The sequence below is a fragment of the Citrobacter sp. Cu231 genome (assembly GCF_030332265.1).
Classification (GTDB): domain Bacteria; phylum Pseudomonadota; class Gammaproteobacteria; order Enterobacterales; family Enterobacteriaceae; genus Citrobacter; species Citrobacter meridianamericanus.
Window position 1 is genome coordinate 139929 of record NZ_JAOWIE010000048.1, and the last position, 23074, is coordinate 163002.

Below are 23074 nucleotides of genomic sequence, written 5' to 3' on the forward strand. Positions count from 1 at the left end.
TCGCGTTTATCCTTATTTTTGTACTACGATGTTTTCTTGTGAGGGATCAACATGCTGCATTTGCAGCTTTTCCGTTGCGATCCGTTCAACACGGCTATGATCACCGAGCGCATTCTCCTCAAGGATCAAGTTGCGCCATTCGATATCTAACGCATCTCGCTCCAGAACAAGTTGCTCACGCTGCGCGGTCAGTAACCGCGTATGGTGTGCTGTGGTCACGACGGTAACCGCCGTCAAAATAATGCAAATGAACAGGCAGAGTGGCAGCTTCCCATACCGCAAAAGATCATCACCGATCACGCCAGGCAAGGCATGGCGCTCGTTGCTTCCTATCGATCCCTTAACTTTGCTGAGGGCTTCTGTCACTCTGCCGATCATGCGTTCGTCCTCTCTGCAATACGCAGAACTGAACTACGGGCACGAGGATTTTCAGCAACCTCTTCTTCGCCCGGCATCATCTTGCCTAGTGCTCTTAACTCACGGCCGCCCAGCTTTTTGATCTGCGCTTCGGTCATCGGTATTCCAGCCGGAACCTGAGGACCACGGCTTTGTTCACGCATAAAGCGTTTCACAATGCGATCTTCAAGCGAATGGAAACTGATTATCGAAAGGCGACCTCCTGGTGCCAGCACGCTGAGCGAGCTTTTTAGCGCCTGCTCTATCTCCTCCAGTTCACTGTTCACCCAAATGCGCACCGCCTGGAAGGTACGGGTCGCGGGATGTTTGAATTTGTCTTTCACCGGCATTGCCGCCGCAATCACTTCCGCCAGCTCTTTGGTGCGGGTCATCGGTTCGATGCGATTGCGCTCTACGATGGCGCGAGCAATGCGCTTGCCGAAGCGCTCTTCGCCAAAGGTTTTAATCACCCAGGCAATGTCTGCTTCATCGGCGGTTTGCAGCCATTCAGCTGCTGACTGACCACGTGTTGGGTCCATACGCATATCTAATGGACCGTCACGCATAAATGAGAATCCGCGTTCCGCGTCATCAAGCTGCGGAGAAGAAACCCCAAGATCGAGAAGAATCCCGTCGATCTTACCGGTCAGTCCGCGTTCGGCGACATAGTCAGCCAGCGCAGAAAAAGGTCCATGTACGATGGAAAAACGGGGATCAGTAATCGTCTGTGCAACGGCAATCGCCTGCGGATCGCGATCGATAGCCAGTAAACGTCCTTCTTCGCCAAGCTGTGAGAGGATCAGACGTGAGTGACCGCCGCGACCAAATGTCCCGTCAATGTAGATGCCGTCTGGACGAATATTCAGGCCGTTTACGGCTTCATCCAACAACACCGTTGTATGTTTATAGTTTTCCATCATTTTATAGAGACAAATCCTGCAATCGTTCCGACAGCGCGCCGGTAACAGACTGCTCAGCGTCGATATCTTCCTTGACCTGTTGATACCAGGTCGTTTCATCCCACAGCTCAAACTTATTGAACTGCCCAACCAGCATCACTTCTTTCGTTAGCCCTGCGTGTTGCCGCAGAATGGGCGCTATCAATAATCGACCAGCGCTATCCATCTGACATTCGCTGGCATGACCCAGCAATAAGCGCTGTACGCGACGCTCAACTGGATTCATGCTCGACAGACGCGATAACTTCTGCTCGATAATTTCCCATTCAGGCAGGGGGTACAGCAGCAGGCACGGGTGATGGATGTCAATGGTACAAACCATTTGACCGGTAGCGCTCTCGAGCAGTTGATCCCGATAACGGGTAGGCACCGATAAGCGCCCTTTACTGTCGAGATTAACTAACGTTGCTCCCCGGAACATGCCAGTCTCACCCCCGATTACCACTTTATCCCACAAATTCCCACTTAAAGGAGTTTACGGAGCGGAGGAAAACCTTGTCAAGCAAGTCACGGCGCTTAGCGGAGCAAAAAACCCATTGTTTACGGCTAATATCTGCGTTGAGCAAATTCCGTACAGCAAACGAAGCAAATTAACGTCATGAATATTTGTAAGAAAAAAATCCAACAACTCATCATTGTTTAAAACAACTGAATATCATCAGAAGAAAATATAAAGTGTCAGTTTGCGACGCGAGCGGCATTTTAGGACAATATGCAGCGAGATAACAGTACCAGTTAATCAGTCTGTACACCGCACAGGAGTGAGGCAGGGGCGAGATTGTCGCAGTACGGCAGCGAAGTGTTTGTTAATTCGTCAATTCCATACAAGCATGTAACAAAATAATACAACCGTAACGCGCAGTTACGTATCAATAACCCGAAAATGGTTAGTTGCTTTTTTAATTCGCCATTATTTAAGATGAAATTAAGATAATTCTAAAGAATATTCTTAATTATAATGCGGTTATTTCTGATAATGGCAAATTTGATGACGCCAGAGATATCCTGTCGACGTCATCAATAGAGAGGACTTAGTTACGGCTGAGAATACCGCGACGGTACAGATTACGCCGTATACGCGTTAAACCTGGTTTTGGTTTACGTGGCTCGTCAAGGCTTGCCAATACAATCTCCAGCACGCGTTCTGCAACATCACGATGGCGCTGCGCCACCGCCAGTACCGGGCACTGCAGGAAGTCGAGCAGTTCGTGATCGCCAAACGTCGCAATCGCTAAATCAGACGGTAATTGACCATCGCGACGCAGGGTCACATCCATCACTCCCTGCAGCAGGGCAAACGACGTGGTAAACAGCGCCTGAGGCATGGGATGCGTTTCCAGCCATTTATCAAACAATTGCGCGGCCGCTTCCCGCTCGTAGCTGTTGGCATACAGGAAATGCACTTCACGCGGATCGTCCTTCCACGCGGTACGGAAACCCTGTTCGCGCAGGAAACTGACGGATAATTCAGGGAGCGCCCCCAGATAGAGCACGGTTTCAGCAGGGAATTTACGCAGTTCCTCCGCCAACATTTCCGCATCATCCTGGTCTGCGCCCACGACGCTGGTAAAGTGTTCGCGATCCAGCGCGCGGTCCAGCGCCACAATTGGGAATGAACTGTTCGCCCAACGCTGATAGAACGGATGTTCAGGCGGCAAGGAGGTCGACACGATAATGGCATCAACCTGGCGTTGTAAAAGATGCTCAATACAGCGCATTTCGTTATCCGGCTGATCTTCAGAGCAGGCAATCAGCAATTGATATCCGCGCTGACGCGCCTGACGCTCCAGATAGTTTGCGATCCGGGTATAGCTCGTGTTCTCGAGATCCGGGATCACAAGCCCAATAGAACGTGTGCGTCCAGCACGCAGCCCGGCCGCCACGGCATTAGGGTGGTAATTATGCTCGCGCACCACCGCCATGACTTTTTCAACCGTTTTGTCGCTTACGCGATATTGCTTTGCTTTACCGTTAATAACGTAGCTTGCAGTCGTTCGCGAAACGCCGGCCAACCGAGCGATTTCATCCAGTTTCACAATTGCCCCTTGCGTAAAATGTACAAACCATAACCTTTGAGATGGCATGGGTTAAATTTATTAACATCTAAGCGCAGAATAATGACTCCGGCAACCGCTTTTGTCTCTGGTTACCGCTGATTTCGCAAAAAAAAGCCCAACCTGAGTCGTTGGGCTTGCGAATTAAGAACCCGATCATGATTAGCGCATGATTTTATCGCCGCGGGAAAGCCCCACCACGCCGGAACGAGCGACTTCCACAATTTTAGCGACTTCACGCAGCGTTGCCAGAAACGCATCCAGCTTATCGCTGGTGCCCGCCAGTTGTACGGTGTAGATAGACGGCGTAACGTCGATAATTTGCCCGCGGAAAATCTCCGTGTTGCGTTTCACCTCTTCCCGGCCATAACCGCTGGCCTGAATTTTCACCAGCATAATTTCTCGTTCAACGTGAGCACCCTGCCCCAGTTCGCTGACGCGCAAAACGTCCACCAGTTTGTGAAGCTGCTTTTCGATCTGTTCCAGGACTTTCTCATCTCCAACCGTCTGGATCGTCATCCGCGATAAGGTCGGATCGTCAGTCGGCGCGACGGTCAGGCTTTCAATGTTGTATCCACGCTGGGCGAAGAGGCCAATAACACGCGATAATGCACCCGACTCGTTTTCCAGCAATACTGATAATATCCGGCGCATAATCAGGTCCTCTCCGTTTTGCTTAACCACATTTCATCCATCCCGCCTCCACGAATCTGCATCGGGTAGACATGTTCACTACCGTCGACGGTAACATCGACAAACACCAGACGGTGGTTACGCACATGTTCCAGCGCTTCGCCCAGCTTGCTCTCCAGTTCATCAGGCCGATTAATCTGGATACCGATATGCCCATAAGCCTCAGCCAGGCGCACAAAATCGGGTAGCGACTGCATGTAAGATTGGGAATGACGCCCAGAATAGATCATGTCCTGCCACTGTTTGACCATGCCGAGATAACGGTTGTTAAGGTTGAGTACCAGCACAGGCAGCTCATATTGCAGCGCCGTCGACAGCTCCTGAATGTTCATCTGAATGCTGCCATCTCCGGTGACGCAGACCACCGTTTCATCCGGCAGCGCCATTTTCACGCCTAACGCCGCGGGCAAACCAAATCCCATGGTGCCGAGGCCGCCTGAGTTGATCCAGCGCCGCGGTTTATCAAACGGATAGTATAGTGCGGCAAACATCTGATGCTGGCCAACGTCAGAGGTCACATACGCATCCCCTTTCGTCAGGCGCCAGATGGTTTCGATCACCGCCTGCGGTTTAATACTTTCGCTTTGCGTGTCGTATTTCAGGCATTGACGGGCACGCCAGTGCTCGATGTGTTGCCACCAGTCACGGTTATCATCCAGCGGCTGCAGCGACTTCTCCTGCTCCAGCAGTTCAAGCATCTGATCCAACACCAGGCGAGCATCGCCCACAATCGGAATATCTGCCGTGACAGTTTTTGAAATAGAGGTCGGATCGATGTCGATATGCAGCACGGTCGCATTCGGGCAATATTTTGCCAGGTTATTGGTCGTGCGATCATCGAAGCGAACGCCGACGGCAAAGATCACATCGGAATGATGCATGGTCATATTGGCTTCGTAAGTACCATGCATACCCAACATGCCCAGCGCCTGGCGATGCGTTGCCGGGAACGCACCTAAGCCCATTAGCGAGGAGACAACTGGCAGATTAAGTGCTTCAGCCATCTGCCTCAGCTGTTCGTGGCAGGCAGCATTCACCGCCCCGCCTCCCACATACACAACCGGTTTCTTCGCTGCGACCAGCGTCTGCAAAGCCCGTTTTATCTGTCCTTTGTGCCCGGTCGTCGTCGGATTATACGAACGCATACTCACTGACTCTGGCCAGCTGTAAGGCAGTTTCTTCGCGGGATTCAGAATATCTTTCGGTAAATCCACCACCACAGGTCCCGGACGACCGCTTGCCGCCAGCCAGAAGGCTTTTTTCAGCACCTGCGGGATGTCTTCCGTTTGTTTAACCAGAAAGCTGTGCTTTACCACCGGACGGGATATGCCCACCATGTCACACTCCTGAAAGGCATCGTAACCAATCAGTGAAGTAGCGACCTGCCCGGAGAGGATCACCAACGGAATGGAATCCATATAGGCTGTTGCAATACCGGTGATCGCATTGGTTGCCCCCGGTCCGGAAGTGACTAAAACGACGCCCACCTCTCCCGTGGCACGCGCCAAACCATCAGCCATATGTACTGCGGCTTGCTCATGACGAACCAGCACATGATCAATACCGCCGACTGTATGCAACGCATCATAAATATCGAGGACGGCCCCCCCGGGATAACCGAATACCTGCTTCACACCCTGATCGATGAGCGATCGGACGACCATCTCGGCTCCAGACAACATCTCCATGGCTTGCCTCACTCTTATAATGAATAACGGTTTAACAACACATTAACCGCTGACGATGACGCATGGCAATTGACTCCGAAGGGGTGACACCGGAGTAAATAAGAATAAAATGAAGGAAAGAATCGAATATATGGAGAATTAAACCAGCATAAGCAATTGATATGATAAATAATCGCTTAAAAAGGGGGACTTACAGCAATTAGTCTATTTTTTTATACTTTCAGGTAAGCATAAAAACCAGAGTTCAGCATAAAATTTCAGATATAAATCGAAAAGCAGAATAAACCAGATGAGCTATCCAGTTTATTCTGCCAGTGGCTACTGTTTACAGACAGAGACTAACAGTTCTTCCATCCATTGATGCCCTTTATCGCGCCCCGCAGCTTCATGCCAGGAAAGATAACATGTGCGGCTGTTCAATTTTAAAGGTAAAGGCAATACCTGCAGCTCTAAAGAATCGGCAAACTCCTCTGCCAACCAACGTGGCGCTATAGAGACCAGATGCGTTTGCGATACAATATTAAGAACGCTAATTAATGCCATGCCCTGATAGGCCACGCAGGATTGTTTATCCGGGGTGTCGTACCACGGTTGACTGAATGAAGCGAAGCGATCGAGCGAAACCACGGCATGCTGTTCATTATAGAGATCGCTTTCCAGCAGCGGACCACTAATGCGCGGATGCTTTTTGCTCGCCACTAACACCATTTCGTCATTGAATAACGGAATACTGGTGAATTCCGGACGACGGAAGTCTTCATAGCTAATAACAAACTCAGTTTCCTGATAACGTAATTGATGTTCTGTATTCTGGTTGAGCGAAGATTTAAATACGACATTAATGTTTGGCGCGACTTGTTCAACCCGATTATAAATCATCGAAGTAAGGATATTATCTAACGGACTGCATACGCAAAGATTGAATACACGCTCGCTGCTGCCAGGTTCAAAGCCCGAACCTGGCAGTTCGTTCTGTACTAATTGCAACGCCTGGCGAACGGAACCAAATAGCTGGAAGGCCCTGGCAGTCGGCTGGATCCCGCGACCATAACGCACAAAAAGTTCATCGTTGAACATGACCTTCAGGCGCGCAACCGCATTACTGACTGCAGGTTGCGACATCCCCAATGAATGGGCAGCACGAGTAATGTTTTGTTCCTGCATCACCGCATCAAAGACGGTTAATAAATTTAGATCAACCATGCGAAGCTGTGGCTTCCCCATCTCTATAAGATTTGGTTTATCTATTATTTTTACTTCTGGCATATTTAACTCCACTGTCACTCTAAACTCCCTTTTAATCCCAGACGGAGTGAAGAAATAACCTCCGTTAATATGATTTACCATGCATATAAAATGAGAAAAAGAGAAAACATTAAAATTAGGAAAACATAAAGGCACAAATCTGAATGTGCAAAAAAACACTACAAACGCCGCGCGGAAGAAGTCATTGCGCGATGATTCATATGTTTAAATTTCAAAAGCAATATAACCATAAGCATGGCGAATAAACAATCATACGCCTCATGAATACGTATTTAAGTTTTAATTAAATGTTTATATTATTAATACATTAAAAGTTAACATTAATTTATCAATTTTGGGGTGGTACACTGGTCATACCCATTCATAGTTACTATAAAAATAGATAAATCATAAAGATATAAAATCCCAATCGGGATGATATCTCAAGTTCATCGTTACAATAAATGCAAATAAGTATGCTCAAATATGTCAAACCGTGAAAACTGTGTTCAGCCCTCAGTGAATTAATTTTATATACCCAGAAAAATTCAGCACAATTCGCTTAAGTTTTGTTGAAACTTTATCCCTTAAGCAGGGCATTTACGAGGCATGGGGTTGACATCAGACCTCATATCCAGTACCACTAAAAGCATATCGCATTCGCCTGGAGCCAGATTGATGACTTACATTGCTCGTTTTAACGGTCTACTACTACTAAACGCATCTTCATTGCGCGGTAGACTGGTGGACGACATTCAGCATTAAGTCAGCTCCAGTTAAGACAAAAACCCGCGCCGTTGCGCGGGTTTTTTTATGCTCGAAGCAAGGCGCCCTAAAGACCAAGGACCAAAACCATGAGCCAGCAAGTCATTATTTTCGATACCACCTTACGCGACGGTGAACAGGCGTTACAGGCGAGCCTGAGTGTGAAAGAAAAACTGCAGATTGCGCTGGCCCTCGAGCGTATGGGCGTTGACGTGATGGAAGTGGGTTTCCCGGTTTCTTCTCCAGGTGACTTTGAATCCGTACAAACCATCGCTCGTCAGGTTAAGAACAGCCGCGTGTGCGCCTTAGCCCGCTGCGTAGAAAAAGATATCGACGTTGCCGCGGAATCGCTGAAGGTCGCAGAAGCTTTTCGTATTCATACGTTTATCGCCACCTCACCGATGCATATCGCGACGAAATTACGCAGCACATTGGATGAAGTGATCGAACGAGCAATCTACATGGTTAAGCGTGCGCGTAATTATACGGATGACGTGGAGTTCTCTTGTGAAGATGCGGGACGTACTCCTATCGCCGATCTGGCCCGCGTGGTAGAAGCCGCGATTAACGCAGGTGCAAAAACCATCAATATCCCCGATACCGTCGGTTACACCATGCCATTTGAGTTTGGCGGAATTATTTCCGGCCTGTATGAGCGCGTACCGAATATCGATAAAGCCATTATCTCCGTGCACACCCATGATGATTTAGGTCTGGGCGTTGGCAACGCACTGGCAGCCGTTCACGCAGGTGCTCGCCAGGTGGAAGGCGCAATGAACGGTATCGGCGAACGCGCCGGTAACTGCTCACTGGAAGAGGTGATCATGGCAATCAAAGTACGCAAAGATATTTTGAACGTACAGACCCGCATTAATCACCAGGAAATCTGGCGTACCAGTCAGTTAGTCAGCCAAATCTGCAACATGCCTATCCCGGCCAACAAAGCGATTGTTGGTAGCGGCGCGTTTGCCCACTCTTCTGGTATCCATCAGGATGGTGTGCTGAAAAATCGTGAAAACTACGAAATCATGACCCCTGAATCCATCGGCCTGAACCAGGTACAGTTGAACCTGACCTCTCGTTCCGGACGCGCTGCGGTAAAACACCGTATGGACGAGATGGGATATAAAGAAAATGAATACAACCTGGACAACCTGTACGACGCTTTCCTGAAACTGGCGGATAAAAAAGGTCAGGTATTTGATTACGACCTGGAAGCGCTGGCCTTTATTAACAAACAGCAAGAAGAGCCAGAGCATTTCCGTCTGGATTACTTCAGCGTGCAGTCCGGCTCAAATGACATCGCCACCGCCTCCGTCAAACTGGCCTGCGGTGAAGAAGTTAAAGCCGAAGCGGCGAACGGTAACGGTCCAGTCGATGCCATCTATCAGGCCATCAACCGTGTCACCGAATATAACATCGAACTGGTGAAATACAGTCTGACCGCCAAAGGGCACGGTAAAGATGCGCTGGGTCAGGTGGATATCGTTGCCAACTATAATGGTCGTCGCTTCCATGGCGTCGGTCTGGCAACGGATATCGTCGAATCTTCCGCAAAAGCGATGGTCCATGTGCTGAACAACATCTGGCGCGCTGAAGAAGTCGAAAAAGAATTGCAACGCAAAGCTCAGAACAACGAGAACAACAAGGAAACCGTGTGATGTCGAAGAATTATCATATTGCTGTTTTGCCGGGTGACGGTATTGGCCCGGAAGTGATGGCGCAAGCCTTGAAGGTACTGGACGCAATCCGCAACCGTTTTAACATGCGCATTACCACCAGCCACTACGACGTGGGTGGTGCGGCCATTGATAACCACGGCCAGCCGTTGCCGCCTGCGACGGTTGAAGGCTGTGAGCAAGCTGACGCCATTTTGTTTGGCTCCGTTGGCGGCCCGAAATGGGAAAACCTGCCGCCAAACCAGCAACCTGAACGCGGCGCGCTGCTGCCATTGCGTAAGCACTTTAAATTATTCAGCAACCTGCGTCCGGCTAAGCTGTACCAGGGACTGGAAGCATTTTGCCCTCTGCGTGCAGATATTGCCGCCAACGGTTTCGACATCCTGTGCGTGCGCGAACTGACCGGCGGGATCTACTTCGGTCAGCCAAAAGGCCGCGAAGGCAGCGGACAGCATGAAAAAGCGTTTGATACCGAGGTTTATCACCGTTTCGAGATCGAACGTATTGCGCGTATCGCGTTTGAATCCGCTCGCCAGCGTCGCCGTAAAGTCACGTCGATTGATAAAGCAAACGTACTGCAAACATCGATTCTGTGGCGCGAAATCGTCAATGAAATTGCGAATGAATATCCGGACGTTGAACTGGCGCATATGTACATCGACAACGCGACAATGCAGTTGATCAAAGATCCCTCGCAGTTCGACGTGCTGCTGTGTTCCAACCTGTTTGGCGATATTCTGTCTGACGAGTGCGCCATGATCACCGGTTCAATGGGCATGTTACCGTCCGCCAGCCTGAATGATCAGGGTTTTGGCCTGTACGAGCCCGCTGGCGGCTCCGCCCCGGACATCGCCGGAAAAAACATTGCCAACCCGATCGCGCAAATCCTGTCACTGGCGCTGCTGCTGCGCTACAGCCTGGACGCCAATGATGCGGCAACCGCAATTGAGAGCGCCATCAACCGCGCATTAGAAGAAGGTATTCGCACCGGTGACTTAGCCCGTGGCGCTGCCGCAGTCGGTACCGATGAAATGGGTGACATTATTGCCCGTTATGTCGCAGAAGGGGTGTAATCATGGCCAAAACGTTATACGAAAAATTGTTTGATGCGCACGTCGTCTATGAGGCGCAAAACGAAACCCCGCTGTTGTATATCGACAGACATCTGGTGCATGAAGTGACCTCTCCGCAGGCATTTGATGGGCTGCGCGCGCATGGACGTCAAGTTCGCCAGCCAGGTAAAACCTTTGCCACCATGGACCACAACGTCTCCACACAGACCAAAGACATTAACGCCTCCGGCGAAATGGCGCGTATTCAGATGCAGGAATTGATCAAAAACTGCAATGAATTTGGTGTCGAATTGTACGATCTGAACCATCCGTATCAGGGGATCGTCCATGTAATGGGGCCTGAACAAGGCGTGACGTTGCCGGGAATGACCATCGTCTGCGGCGATTCCCACACCGCTACACACGGCGCGTTTGGCGCGTTGGCCTTTGGTATTGGCACCTCTGAAGTTGAACACGTGCTGGCGACGCAAACCCTGAAACAAGGGCGCGCTAAAACCATGAAGATTGAAGTCAATGGCAAAGCAGCCCCAGGCATTACTGCCAAAGATATCGTGCTGGCGATTATCGGTAAAACCGGTAGCGCAGGCGGTACTGGACACGTGGTTGAGTTTTGTGGCGAAGCCATCCGCGCGTTGAGTATGGAAGGCCGAATGACCCTGTGTAACATGGCCATTGAAATGGGTGCCAAAGCGGGTCTGGTCGCACCGGATGAAACCACCTTTAACTATGTGCAAGGGCGTTTACACGCTCCGAAGGGCGAAGATTTTACCTACGCGGTTGAGTACTGGAACACACTGAAAACCGACGACAACGCAACCTTTGATACCGTCGTCACCCTGCAGGCAGAAGAGATTGCGCCGCAGGTTACCTGGGGAACGAATCCGGGTCAGGTCATCTCAGTGAACGATAATATTCCCGACCCGGCGTCATTTTCCGATCCGGTAGAGCGCGCATCGGCTGAGAAAGCGTTGGCTTACATGGGATTAAAACCGGGCATTCCCTTAACAGAAGTCGCTATTGATAAAGTGTTCATCGGTTCCTGCACCAACTCGCGTATTGAAGATTTACGCGCAGCGGCAGAAATCGCCAAAGGGCGCAAAGTCGCGCCGGGCGTACAGGCGCTAGTAGTGCCGGGTTCTGGTCCGGTGAAAGCGCAGGCGGAAGCGGAGGGTCTGGACAAGATCTTCATCGAAGCTGGGTTTGAATGGCGTTTACCGGGCTGTTCGATGTGTCTGGCGATGAACAATGACCGCCTGAACCCAGGCGAGCGCTGTGCCTCCACCAGCAACCGCAACTTTGAAGGCCGTCAGGGCCGCGGTGGTCGCACACACTTAGTCAGCCCGGCCATGGCCGCCGCTGCCGCCGTTACTGGTCATTTTGCCGACATTCGCAGCATCAAATAAGGAAACTACCATGGCAGAGAAATTTACCCAGCATACCGGCCTGGTTGTCCCACTGGATGCCGCCAACGTTGATACCGACGCTATTATTCCCAAACAGTTTTTGCAGAAGGTTACTCGCACCGGTTTTGGCGCTCATCTGTTCAACGACTGGCGTTTTCTGGACGAAAAAGGCCAACAACCTAATCCTGACTTCGTGCTGAACTTCCCGGAATATAAAGGTGCGTCAATTCTGCTCGCGCGGGAAAACTTTGGCTGCGGCTCATCTCGCGAACATGCGCCGTGGGCGCTGACCGATTATGGCTTTAAAGTGGTGATCGCCCCAAGCTTCGCCGACATCTTCTACGGCAACAGCTTCAATAACCAACTGCTGCCGGTCACCCTGAGCGATGCGCAGGTTGATGAACTGTTCGATCTGGTAAAAGCCAATCCGGGGATTAAATTTGAAGTGGATCTCCAGACGCAGGAAGTGAAAGCGGGCGAGAAGTCCTATCGCTTTAAAATCGACGACTTCCGCCGTCATTGCATGCTGAATGGTCTCGACAGCATCGGGCTGACGCTGCAGCATGAAGCGGCCATCACTGAGTACGAAGACAAGCAGCCGGCGTTTATGCGCTAGACCTTGTTATGCCGGATGTGCATATTGCATCCGGCAACGTCATTACACGTCCTTCACCCGCCCGGTCATCATCAGCGTGACCATAGAAATCGCCGCAATCACCCAATAAACGGCAAAATGCCCGTAACTTTGCGCAACAGCACCCTGAATCACCCCCGCGAGGATGACGCCGGTCGAAATACTGTTGGTAAATAATGTGGTCGCTGAACCCGCACGTCCGGGCATTAGATCCTGAAACCACAGCATGCCTATCCCGGCAATAATGCCGATGAAGATCGCGTTAAACAGTTGCAGCACCAGCAGTGCTGTCCGGCTATGAAAGAAGATCAGCCCAAGGTAAAACAGCACACCTGCCGCGACGGCGGCGATCATCATTCGCCGTTTACCAAAGCGCTTCACGTAGTAGCCCGCCAGAATCATCGCCGGAATTTCCAGCCCGGCCGCCGTCCCCATCAGGATCCCGGCCAGCTTGTCCGGCAAACCCAGCTCAAGGCTTATCCACAGCGGCATATCGATGATGTACATAGTGTTGCAGGTCCACATCAGCGTGGAGGCAACAAATAGCATACGCACATTTTTGTCCTGCCAACCGCCGGTCTGTTCCAACGGCACGTCAACGGGCTGCTCCACCCGAGCGACAGACGGCAGAATCAGCGCAATCAGCACCAGGCTAATGGCAAAAATCCCTGCGGCAATAGAAAACATTGCCGTGAAGCCGTAATTCAGCGCCAGCATGAAGGCCAGCGGCGGTCCGATCACCCAGGCCAGCGAAAGCTGCGCACGCATCACCGAACTAAACATCACTACTTCACGCGCGGAGTTATCCGCATATTCCCTCGCCAACGCAAACAACTGCGGCATGGCTGTATTCGCCAGCGAGGCCAACAGCACACCACAGGTGATCAACGTGAGATAATGGCGATTGAAGGCAAACAGCAGCGCGTTGCCAATCGCCATCAGGCAGCAGAACATGATCAGCTTACGCCGATCGCCCTGGCTGTCGGATCGTTTCGCGAGGCCAAGGCTGACGACGATCCCGACAATCGCATTGACGGTATAAAACAGCCCGACCCAAAATGGCTGCACTCCGACTTCACGGCTCAGGAACAGACTCAGAGTGGGTGCCTGCAATGCCCCCGCCACGCCCATCATAAAAGCGACCAGCATAAATGCCGCGTAAACGCCGTTGAGGCGCCGTCCCATGGTCATAATCCAGAGCATATCTTTCCTTTTAAGCGCAGCTGAAACGAAAAAAGCCAGCAGATAATACCTGCTGGCGCGGCGATTAACACCAATACTCAGTCACACATGATGTCTGCAATTTCCAATTCAGGAGTCAGATGTCATCTCCCACTGCATCAGCTCTTCGAGCATCTTTAAGCGCTGCGGTGCGCTCAGGCAAGCCAACCAGGACGATTTTTCTGTCGTGGTAAAGTACTTCAACCAGAACTGACGCATAGATGACCCCTTCGTTGTCTCATCGCTTCATCGGAATCTATTATTGGCTTAATATAGGGATTATAAAATTGCTGAGTTTTCCGCAGGAGTTCCCCTTTTATGTCTTCTGGTCGTTTGCAACAACAGTTCATCCGTCTGTGGCAATGCTGTGACGGCAAAACGCAAGACACGACGCTGAACGAGCTGGCGGAACTGCTAAGCTGCTCGCGCCGCCATATGCGTACGCTGCTTAATACCATGCAAGATCGCGGCTGGTTAACGTGGGAAGCTGAAGTTGGACGAGGTAAACGCTCGCGACTGACATTCCTCTATACCGGGCTGGCGCTCCAGCAGCAGCGCGCGGAAGACCTACTGGAACAGGATCGCATCGATCAACTGGTGCAACTGGTCGGTGACAAAACGGCCGTACGGCAAATGCTGGTCTCCCATCTGGGTCGCAGCTTTCGCCAGGGTCGGCATATCATGCGCGTTCTCTATTATCGCCCCATGCACAACCTGCTGCCCGGCACGGCATTACGCCGCTCCGAAACCCATATCGCCCGGCAAATCTTCAGCGCCTTAATTCGGGTAAATGAGGAAAATGGGGAACTGGAAGCGGACATTGCCCATCACTGGCAGCAAATTTCACCTTTACACTGGCGATTCTTCCTGCGTCCGGGGATCCATTTTCATCATGGCCGCGAACTGGAAATGGCAGATGTTATCGCCTCACTGATGCGCATTAACAGCCTGCCGCTGTACTCACACATCACGCAGATCGTCTCTCCCACGGCCTGGACGCTGGATATCCATCTGGCCCAGCCAGACCGCTGGCTTCCCTGGCTATTGGGGCAGGTCCCCGCCATGATCCTGCCGCGAGAATGGGAAACGCTAAACAACTTCTCCAGTCACCCGATTGGTACCGGTCCGTATGCGGTAATACGAAACACCAATAACCAACTGAAAATTCATGCATTTGATGATTACTTTGGCTACCGGGCCCTGATCGACGAAGTTAACGTTTGGGTATTACCTGACATCGGCGAAGAGCCAGGCGGCGGTTTGACGCTACAAGGTCCCACCGAGGATGAAAAGGCGATCGAAAGCCGCCTCGAAGAAGGTTGCTACTACCTGCTGTTTGATGCGCGTAGCCACCGTGGAGCTAACCAGGAGGTCCGCGAATGGGTAAGCCGCATTCTCTCGCCGACCAATTTAATCTGCCACGCCGACGAACAGTACCAGCGACTGTGGTTTCCCGCGTATGGTTTACTCCCCCGCTGGCATCACGCAAAACCCGGCCATGGTGAAAAACCCGCCGGGCTGGAAACGCTGACGATCACCTACTATCGCGATCACATCGAACATCGGATTATTGCGCAGATCATGAAGACGTTGCTGGCGCAGCATCAGGTGCAGTTGACTATTCAGGAGATCGACTACGATCAATGGCATGCAGGAGAAATCGTCAGCGATATCTGGCTTAACAGCGCCAACTTTACCCTACCGCTCGACTTCTCACTGTTCGCCCATTTGTGCGAAGTCCCGTTACTGCAAAACTGTATCTCGCGTGACTGGGAAAACGATGCGGCCCGCTGGCGAACGGGCGAAATGAGCCTGGCTGCATGGTGCCAACAGCTGCTCGCCACAAAGGCCATTGTGCCGTTAATCCACCACTGGCTGATCATTCAGGGGCAGCGCAGTATGCGCGGACTGCGTATGAATACTCTCGGCTGGTTTGATTTTAAATCGGCGTGGTTTGCTCCGCCGGATCCTTAATTGCTGCTAAGCAACAAAATCATTACACTAACGCCGTTCTCAACGGGGTGCTAAATAAAAACATACACAAAATCATTCGATCTGCGTATGGGCTGAGAGATACCCGTCGAACCTGATCCGGATAATGCCGGCGAAGGGATTTGAGGCTTATCTCAAGTCCTTTGCCACCCAACTCTTGAGGTGCAAAGTGTTTAAAAAATGTCTTCCGCTTTTACTGCTGTGCGCAGCGCCTGTCTTCGCCAAACCTGTACTGACCGTCTATACCTACGACTCGTTCGCTGCTGACTGGGGGCCGGGTCCGACAATCAAAAAAGCGTTTGAAGCTGACTGCAACTGTGAATTGAAACTGGTCGCGCTGGAAGATGGCGTTTCGCTGCTTAACCGCCTGCGCATGGAAGGAAAAAACAGCAAAGCCGACGTTGTGCTGGGCCTGGATAACAATCTTCTGGAAGCCGCTACACAAACTAACCTGTTCGCCAAAAGTGGCGTAGCAAGTGACGCCGTTAACGTGCCCGGTGGCTGGAAAAACGATACCTTCGTTCCGTTTGACTACGGTTATTTCGCCTTCGTTTATGATAAAAACAAGCTGACGAATCCGCCTAAAAGCCTGAAGGAACTGGTTGAAAGCGACCAAAAATGGCGCGTCATTTATCAGGATCCGCGTACCAGCACGCCGGGGCTGGGTCTGCTGCTATGGATGCAGAAAGTCTATGGCGATAAAGCGCCAGAGGCCTGGCAGAAACTGGCGGCAAAAACCGTCACCGTCACCAAGGGCTGGAGTGAAGCCTACGGCCTGTTCCTGAAAGGTGAAAGCGATCTGGTACTCAGCTATACCACCTCTCCGGCTTATCACATCATCGCCGAGAAAAAAGACAACTACGCCGCCGCTAACTTTAGCGAAGGCCATTATTTGCAGGTGGAAGTCGCCGCGCGTACTGCGGCCAGCAAGCAGCCGGAACTGGCCGAGAAGTTCCTCAAGTTTATGGTGTCTACGGCATTCCAGAATGCGATTCCAACCGGCAACTGGATGTATCCGGTGACGCAGGTCGCCCTACCGTCAGGATTTGAGCAATTGGAAAAACCAGCCACTGCGCTCGAATTTACCCCGCAGCAGGTTGCGGCTCAACGTCAGGCATGGATTAGCGAATGGCAACGCGCCGTCAGCCGTTAATTCCCGGCTGGCTGGTTCCAGGGCTTACCGCCGCCACGCTGATGGTGACCGTGGCCCTGGCCGCGTTTCTGGCGCTGTGGTTTAACGCCCCGCAGGGAGAGTGGTCCTCGCTGTGGCAAGATGACTACCTGTGGCATGTGGTGCGCTTTTCTTTCTGGCAGGCTTTTCTATCCGCTGTGTTGTCGGTTATCCCGGCGATTTTCCTTGCCCGGGCGCTCTATCGTCGCCGTTTTCCAGGACGTCTGGCGCTGCTGCGCCTGTGCGCCATGACGTTAATCCTGCCGGTGCTGGTCGCGGTATTCGGTATTCTTAGCGTCTATGGTCGTCAGGGCTGGTTGGCCTCGCTCTGGCATGCCTTAGGGCTGGAATGGACCTTTTCGCCTTACGGTTTGCAGGGCATTCTGCTGGCGCACGTCTTTTTCAATCTGCCGATGGCCAGCCGTCTGCTGTTGCAGTCGCTGGAGAATATTCCCGGCGAACAGCGACAGTTAGCCGCTCAACTCGGGATGCGCGGCTGGCATTTCTTCCGTTTTGTTGAATGGCCGTGGCTTCGTCGGCAAATCCTTCCCGTCGCAGCGCTCATCTTTATGCTGTGCTTCGCCAGCTTCGCCACCGTTCTGTCGCTGGGCGGCGGGCCACAGGCCACCACTATCGAACTGGCTATCTATCAGGCGCTGAATTTTGATTACGATCCTGCCCGCGCCGCCATGCTGGCGTTGATCCAGATGCTGTGTTGTTTAGCGCTGGTGCTACTCAGCCAACGCCTGAGCCGTGCTATTGCGCCGGGCACCACACTGGTTCAGGGCTGGCGCGATCCAGACGATCGTTTGCACAGCCGTCTGGCCGACTCGCTGCTGATTATTCTGGCCCTGCTGCTGTTGCTACCGCCGCTGCTGGCGGTGATTGTCGATGGTCTTAACCGTCAGGTACTGGATGTGCTTACGCAGCCAGCACTATGGCAGGCGTTGGGAACCTCACTGCGCATCGCGCTGGCGGCAGGTGCGTTGTGCGTCATACTCACCATGATGCTGTTATGGAGTAGTCGTGAACTGCGTGCCCGCCAACAGATGCTGGCAGGACAAATGCTGGAGCTGAGCGGCATGATGATCCTCGCTATGCCAGGCATCGTGCTGGCAACCGGCTTCTTTCTGCTGCTCAATAATACTGTTGGGCTCCCCGAATCCGCTGACGGCATTGTCATTTTTACCAATGCACTCATGGCGATCCCCTACGCATTGAAGGTGCTGGAAAACCCAATGCGTGACGTGACCGCGCGTTACAGTATGTTGTGCCAGTCGTTAGGAATCGAGGGATGGTCGCGCCTGAAAATGGTTGAACTTCGCGCCCTGAAGCGCCCGCTGGCGCAGGCGATGGCATTTGCCTGTGTGCTGTCGATTGGTGATTTTGGCGTAGTGGCGTTATTTGGCAACGAGGATTTCCGCACCCTGCCGTTTTATTTATATCAGCAGATTGGATCTTATCGCAGTCAGGATGGCGCGGTGACGGCGTTATTGCTGCTGATCCTGTGCTTTACACTGTTTACTGTTATTGAGAAATTGCCGGGGCGAAATGTTAAAACTGATTGATATCACATGGCTTTATCACCATTTGCCAATGCGCTTTACGTTGTCAATCGCGCGCGGTGAGCAGGTAGCGATACTCGGGCCAAGCGGCGCCGGGAAAAGCACGCTGCTGAATCTGATAGCCGGCTTTCTCACGCCAGCCAGCGGCACCATGATGATTGCAGGTGAAGATCACACCACCACACCGCCCTCTCGTCGCCCCGTTTCGATGCTGTTTCAGGAAAACAACCTGTTCAGTCATCTGAACGTGCAGCAAAATATCGGCCTGGGCCTTAATCCTGGATTGAAGCTGAACGCATCGCAACGGGAGAAAATGCACTTCATCGCCCGGCAAATGGGAATTGACTCACTGCTGGAGCGACTGCCCGGAGAGCTTTCCGGCGGGCAACGACAGCGCGTGGCGCTGGCGCGTTGTCTGGTACGCGAACAACCCATTTTGCTGCTTGATGAACCTTTTTCTGCACTAGACCCTGCGCTGCGCCAGGAGATGTTAACGCTGGTGGCCGAAGTCTGTCGCGAGAAGCAACTGACGTTACTGATGGTTTCCCACAGCGTAGAAGATGCGGCGCGAATTGCGCCCCGCTCGATTGTGGTCGCCGACGGGCGCATCGCCTGGCAGGGCGATACGGACGATCTGTTAAGCGGCAACGCTAGCGCCTCGGCGCTATTGGGCATTAAAACCGGATGACAAGTTGGCAGATTTCCCAGGCCGGATAAGCATTAGCGCCATCCGGCAAAAGATTCGTCAGTAACCCACGACTTTACGCAGAATATCGATATACACCGGCATCAGTGGATGTCGCAGCAACGCCACCAACGCAACCACGCCGATGCCGAGCGTCAACGGCGCCAGATACAACAAACGGCTGCGGGGGAAATACGCGGTTAAGCGATCGACAGCCGCTTTGCCGCTGCGCCACAATCGCCAGCAAAACCAACCGCCTACCCACAGCAGCAGCGCCGTCGCCAGCAGCAACCATTTGAAATCCCCGCTCTGCATATCAGCAGGAATATCGATTGCTGCCCCCGCCAGGATACCCGGCAGAAAATAGAACGGTGGCCACAACACACAGCCGATGATATTGGGCACAATAAATTTCGCGACAGGTAGATCCAGCATACCCGCCACCATCGGCACCAAAGGCCGCGTCGGGCCAACAAAGCGCCCCACCAGGATGGTAAACATGCTGTGCTGATGCAGCGCGTGCTCGGTTTTATCCAGCAACGCCTTGTTCTTTTTCATGAACGACCAACGGTGCAGCGGCTTTTTAAAACGCCAGCCCAGCCAGAAGGAGATCCAGTCTCCCAATAAGCAACCAATGATGCCCACAAGCCAGGCATGCCAGAAGTTCAGTTCGCCACTACCAATCAGCGCCCCCAGCCCCGCCATCATCACGGTACCGGGCAGAATCAGGCCAACCAGCGCCAGCGACTCCAGAAAGGCCACCAAAAGTACGGCGATCAGAGAGTACAGGGCGGACTGGAGAATAAAGTGTTCCAGCAATGCTTGCATAATGTGTCCGTCAGATTTACGAAGCAGGGATTCTGCTAACCCTTCTCAACTTCGTCAAGCCATCAATTGTCTGAATAGATTGCGAGTTATGACAACTTTCAGGACACATCATTCACTTTTTATTCACATCCAGCGCGAAACTCGCTCGGACTGGCGCCGGTACATTTTTTGAAAACGCGCGAGAAATAGAGTTGGTCGTCGAAACCAACATTGCGACCCACCGTAGCAATGGGCATACGCGTCGTACTTAACAATAGCTTGGCCTGGCTGATACGCTGATCCTCGCGCCAGCTTAATACGCTGATGCCCAACTGTTGGCGGAACAGATGCGACAAACGGGAAGGCGACAGGCAGACGTGTTGTGCGACGCTGGCAATATCAAAATTACTGTCCGCCAGGTGATCGCTGATGTACTGGCAGGCATCGCGCACGCGGTTGTCCATAGGTGGGTGCAGCGATTCATTAATGGCTTCCATACGTCGCAGTAATAACTGCTCCAGTAAATTAATCGCCAGCAGCTCGGAATAGCGGCCTTCTCCCTGCCCGGCGTTGATTATCTGCCCAAACAGTTCGTTAAAATGCGGCTGATGCGCTTCGTCCGGACGAAAAAAGCCAGTCTGGGCGAAAATGGCCGGCCAGGTCAGCCACTCCTGCCAGTAGGCGCGCGGGCGAAAGTAAACCCACTGGTGATACCACTCACTGGCGTTGGGGTGTCGTCCATAGTGGTGAATTTCTCCAGGAGGAAACAGCAAAATATCCCCGGGACGGCAGACAAACTGCTGACCCTGATTATTGATAACCCCTTCGCCACGGATGGTAAGATTGAGGATATAGCCCTTCATACCCAACGGCCTGTCGATAAAAAAATCCAGGTATCCGTTCGCCTCAATGGGGGTTAATCCAGCCACCAAATGCGCGTTAAACGAATAGCCCGGCAGCAGGGGATCGTTTTGCGTTTCAGCCATAATTTCAATACTCCCTATGTTCTGCTAAGAAACAATTTGTCCATATTACGCCAGACATCATCACCATCGCCCCTGCGGGCCGCTGTGTCTGCGGTAATGGACCATCAACCCCGCTTGTGAAAAGCACTTTGTGAAAAAATATGTACCAAGCCAACGTCAAAACCGGCTAACAAAAGTGTCTATAACTACGGCAGAAATGTCCACATTGATTATTTGCACGGCGTCACATTTTGTGATGCCACAGCATTTTAATCCATAAGATTAGCGGATCCTGCCTGACGGTTTTTATCCCTTGTCACTACTGTTTATCCATACCCGTATTTTTGGATGGAGTAAGACGATGGCGATAACAATTGGCCTCGATTTTGGTAGTGATTCAGTACGCGCGTTGGCAGTGGAGTGTGCCACCGGTGAAGAGATCGCCACCAGCGTAGAATGGTACCCACGTTGGCAGGAAGGTCTGTATTGCGACGGCCCGAACAACCAGTTTCGCCATCATCCGCGCGACTATATTGAGTCAATGGAAACGGCGCTGAAAACCGTGCTGGCCGAACTGAGTGTTGAACAGCGCGCGGAAGTGGTCGGGATTGGCGTTGACAGTACCGGCTCAACCCCGGCGCCTATCGATGCCGAGGGCAACGTACTGGCGCTGCGTCCGGAGTTCGCTGAAAACCCGAATGCAATGTTTGTCCTGTGGAAAGATCACACCTCAGTCGAAGAAGCGGAAGAGATTACCCGTCTGTGCCACACGCCAGGCAAGATCGATTACTCCCGCTATATCGGCGGTATTTATTCCAGCGAATGGTTCTGGGCCAAAATCCTGCATGTGACCCGCCAGGATGACGCGGTCGCAGAGGCCGCGGTTTCGTGGATTGAGTTGTGCGACTGGGTTCCGGCCCTGCTCTCTAATACCGTACGTCCGCAGGATATTCGCCGCGGACGCTGCAGCGCCGGACACAAATCCCTGTGGCATGAAAGCTGGGGCGGCCTACCGCCAGCCAGTTTCTTTGATGAGCTCGACCCCATCCTTAACCGCCATCTGCCATACCCAATGTTTACCGATACCTTCACGGCCGACCTGCCGGTTGGCACCTTGTGCGCCGAGTGGGCGCAGCGTCTGGGACTACCGGAAAGCGTGGTGATTGCAGGCGGCGCTTTTGACTGCCATATGGGGGCGGTCGGCGCGGGCGCACAGCCCAATACGCTGGTAAAAGTCATCGGCACGTCGACCTGCGACATTCTGATTGCCGACAAACACAGCGTCGGCGAACGCGCGGTGAAAGGCATATGCGGTCAGGTTGATGGCAGCGTAGTGCCTGATTTTATTGGCCTCGAAGCGGGACAGTCCGCATTTGGCGATATCTATGCCTGGTTTAGCCGCGTGCTGAGCTGGCCGCTGGAGCAGCTTGCGGCGCAGCATCCGGAGCTTAAGACCCAGATTAAAACCAGCCAAAAACAACTGCTGCCAGCACTCACCGAAGCCTGGGCAAAAAATCCGTCACTGGATCACCTGCCGGTGGTGCTCGACTGGTTTAACGGTCGCCGTACGCCCAATGCCAATCAGCGTTTGAAAGGGGTGATTACCGATCTCAATCTGGCCACCGACGCACCCGCGCTGTTCGGTGGGCTGATTGCCGCCACGGCCTTTGGCGCGCGTGCCATTCAGGAATGCTTCACCGAACAGGGCATTGCAGTTAATAACGTGATGGCGTTAGGCGGCATCGCCCGTAAAAATCCGGTCATCATGCAGGCCTGCTGTGACGTGCTAAACCGTCCGCTACAAATTGTCGCCTCCGACCAGTGCTGCGCACTCGGCGCGGCTATCTTCGCCGCCGTTGCCGCGAAAGTACATGCCGATATCCCGGCCGCTCAGCAAAAAATGGCGAGTGCCGTGGAAAACACACTGCAACCTCGCCCAGAACAGGCTCAACGTTTTGAACAGCTTTACCGCCGCTACCAACAGTGGGCGATTAGCGCTGAACAACAATACCTTCCGACTGCCGCTCCGGCGCAACAAGCCCCGGTAGACCTGGCAACCCTGACACATTAAGGACACGA

The 23074-nt window shown here is 52.5% G+C and carries 21 protein-coding genes and 1 riboswitch; of the genes, 10 read left to right on the top strand and 11 right to left on the bottom strand.

All coding sequences use genetic code 11. The annotated features are described in order from the left end of the window. Positions 1-12: 12 nt before the first annotated feature. The 7 genes from ftsL to leuO form a co-directional block, all read right to left on the bottom strand. Positions 13-378, bottom strand: a complete 366-nt coding sequence (gene ftsL / locus OGY15_RS21655) for a cell division protein FtsL (protein WP_151216736.1) — start codon at positions 376-378, stop codon at positions 13-15. Continuing rightward, a complete protein-coding gene (gene rsmH / locus OGY15_RS21660) occupies positions 375-1316 on the bottom strand; it encodes a 16S rRNA (cytosine(1402)-N(4))-methyltransferase RsmH (RefSeq protein ID WP_042312345.1) in 942 nt (313 codons plus the stop codon). Before rsmH ends, ftsL begins: the two co-directional genes overlap by 4 nt. Before the next feature lies 1 nt (position 1317). Continuing rightward, a complete protein-coding gene (mraZ, locus tag OGY15_RS21665; protein WP_005124560.1) occupies positions 1318-1776 on the bottom strand; it encodes a division/cell wall cluster transcriptional repressor MraZ in 459 nt (152 codons plus the stop codon). A gap of 610 nt (positions 1777-2386) precedes the next feature. Further along, complete coding sequence (cra, locus tag OGY15_RS21670) at positions 2387-3391, bottom strand: catabolite repressor/activator (protein ID WP_003018794.1); 1005 nt, start codon at positions 3389-3391, stop codon at positions 2387-2389. Between the two features lie 180 nt (positions 3392-3571). Next, the gene (gene ilvN / locus OGY15_RS21675) at positions 3572-4063 is read right to left on the bottom strand and encodes an acetolactate synthase small subunit (protein WP_003829566.1); all 492 of its coding nucleotides are present in this window, start codon (positions 4061-4063) and stop codon (positions 3572-3574) included. A 2-nt stretch (positions 4064-4065) separates the two neighbouring features. Then, positions 4066-5790, bottom strand: coding sequence for an acetolactate synthase 3 large subunit (gene ilvI, locus OGY15_RS21680; protein WP_151216735.1), 1725 nt, complete (start codon positions 5788-5790; stop codon positions 4066-4068). A 318-nt stretch (positions 5791-6108) separates the two neighbouring features. Continuing rightward, positions 6109-7056, bottom strand: coding sequence for a transcriptional regulator LeuO (gene leuO / locus OGY15_RS21685; RefSeq protein WP_151216734.1), 948 nt, complete (start codon positions 7054-7056; stop codon positions 6109-6111). A gap of 657 nt (positions 7057-7713) precedes the next feature. Between leuO and leuL the strand changes: the two genes are divergently transcribed. From leuL to leuD, 5 genes are all read left to right on the top strand, one after another. Beyond that, positions 7714-7800 carry a leu operon leader peptide gene (gene leuL / locus OGY15_RS21690; protein WP_048998978.1) on the top strand — a complete coding sequence of 29 codons (87 nt, stop codon included), beginning with the start codon at positions 7714-7716 and terminating at the stop codon, positions 7798-7800. A gap of 89 nt (positions 7801-7889) precedes the next feature. Beyond that, a complete protein-coding gene (gene leuA / locus OGY15_RS21695) occupies positions 7890-9461 on the top strand; it encodes a 2-isopropylmalate synthase (protein WP_048212702.1) in 1572 nt (523 codons plus the stop codon). Then, positions 9461-10552 carry a 3-isopropylmalate dehydrogenase gene (gene leuB, locus OGY15_RS21700; RefSeq protein WP_003845728.1) on the top strand — a complete coding sequence of 364 codons (1092 nt, stop codon included), beginning with the start codon at positions 9461-9463 and terminating at the stop codon, positions 10550-10552. The genes leuA and leuB overlap by 1 nt, the downstream gene beginning before the upstream one ends. A gap of 2 nt (positions 10553-10554) precedes the next feature. After that, complete coding sequence (gene leuC, locus OGY15_RS21705) at positions 10555-11955, top strand: 3-isopropylmalate dehydratase large subunit (RefSeq protein WP_286541053.1); 1401 nt, start codon at positions 10555-10557, stop codon at positions 11953-11955. Between the two features lie 10 nt (positions 11956-11965). Further along, entirely contained in the window at positions 11966-12571 is a 606-nt protein-coding gene (leuD, locus tag OGY15_RS21710) for a 3-isopropylmalate dehydratase small subunit (protein ID WP_151224548.1), read from the top strand. A 42-nt stretch (positions 12572-12613) separates the two neighbouring features. On the opposite strand, the gene OGY15_RS21715 is transcribed toward leuD, so the two are convergent. Together OGY15_RS21715 and sgrT are read right to left on the bottom strand one after the other, a co-directional pair. After that, a complete protein-coding gene (locus OGY15_RS21715; RefSeq protein ID WP_252838418.1) occupies positions 12614-13792 on the bottom strand; it encodes a sugar efflux transporter in 1179 nt (392 codons plus the stop codon). A gap of 108 nt (positions 13793-13900) precedes the next feature. Continuing rightward, complete coding sequence (gene sgrT, locus OGY15_RS21720; RefSeq protein ID WP_003018817.1) at positions 13901-14029, bottom strand: glucose uptake inhibitor SgrT; 129 nt, start codon at positions 14027-14029, stop codon at positions 13901-13903. Positions 14030-14128: 99 nt separating this feature from the next. Between sgrT and sgrR the strand changes: the two genes are divergently transcribed. The 4 genes from sgrR to thiQ all read left to right on the top strand — a co-directional run bounded on the left by sgrR (position 14129) and on the right by thiQ (position 19226). After that, complete coding sequence (gene sgrR, locus OGY15_RS21725; RefSeq protein ID WP_151224546.1) at positions 14129-15784, top strand: HTH-type transcriptional regulator SgrR; 1656 nt, start codon at positions 14129-14131, stop codon at positions 15782-15784. A gap of 33 nt (positions 15785-15817) precedes the next feature. Beyond that, positions 15818-15941, top strand: a riboswitch (TPP riboswitch). A gap of 30 nt (positions 15942-15971) precedes the next feature. Next, positions 15972-16955, top strand: a complete 984-nt coding sequence (gene thiB, locus OGY15_RS21730) for a thiamine ABC transporter substrate binding subunit (RefSeq protein WP_151216729.1) — start codon at positions 15972-15974, stop codon at positions 16953-16955. Continuing rightward, positions 16931-18541 carry a thiamine/thiamine pyrophosphate ABC transporter permease ThiP gene (gene thiP / locus OGY15_RS21735; RefSeq protein ID WP_151216728.1) on the top strand — a complete coding sequence of 537 codons (1611 nt, stop codon included), beginning with the start codon at positions 16931-16933 and terminating at the stop codon, positions 18539-18541. Before thiB ends, thiP begins: the two co-directional genes overlap by 25 nt. After that, complete coding sequence (thiQ, locus tag OGY15_RS21740; RefSeq protein ID WP_286541058.1) at positions 18525-19226, top strand: thiamine ABC transporter ATP-binding protein ThiQ; 702 nt, start codon at positions 18525-18527, stop codon at positions 19224-19226. Before thiP ends, thiQ begins: the two co-directional genes overlap by 17 nt. A 57-nt stretch (positions 19227-19283) precedes the next feature. Here the strand turns inward: thiQ and OGY15_RS21745 are convergent, their stop codons facing one another. After that, complete coding sequence (locus tag OGY15_RS21745; RefSeq protein WP_151224543.1) at positions 19284-20051, bottom strand: DedA family protein; 768 nt, start codon at positions 20049-20051, stop codon at positions 19284-19286. A 119-nt stretch (positions 20052-20170) separates the two neighbouring features. Continuing rightward, positions 20171-21016, bottom strand: coding sequence for an arabinose operon transcriptional regulator AraC (gene araC, locus OGY15_RS21750; RefSeq protein ID WP_151216725.1), 846 nt, complete (start codon positions 21014-21016; stop codon positions 20171-20173). 340 nt (positions 21017-21356) lie between these two features. Here araC and araB point away from each other — a divergent pair, with 340 nt between their 5' ends. Further along, positions 21357-23066 carry a ribulokinase gene (araB, locus tag OGY15_RS21755; RefSeq protein ID WP_187253714.1) on the top strand — a complete coding sequence of 570 codons (1710 nt, stop codon included), beginning with the start codon at positions 21357-21359 and terminating at the stop codon, positions 23064-23066. The last annotated feature ends 8 nt before the right edge of the window (positions 23067-23074 follow it).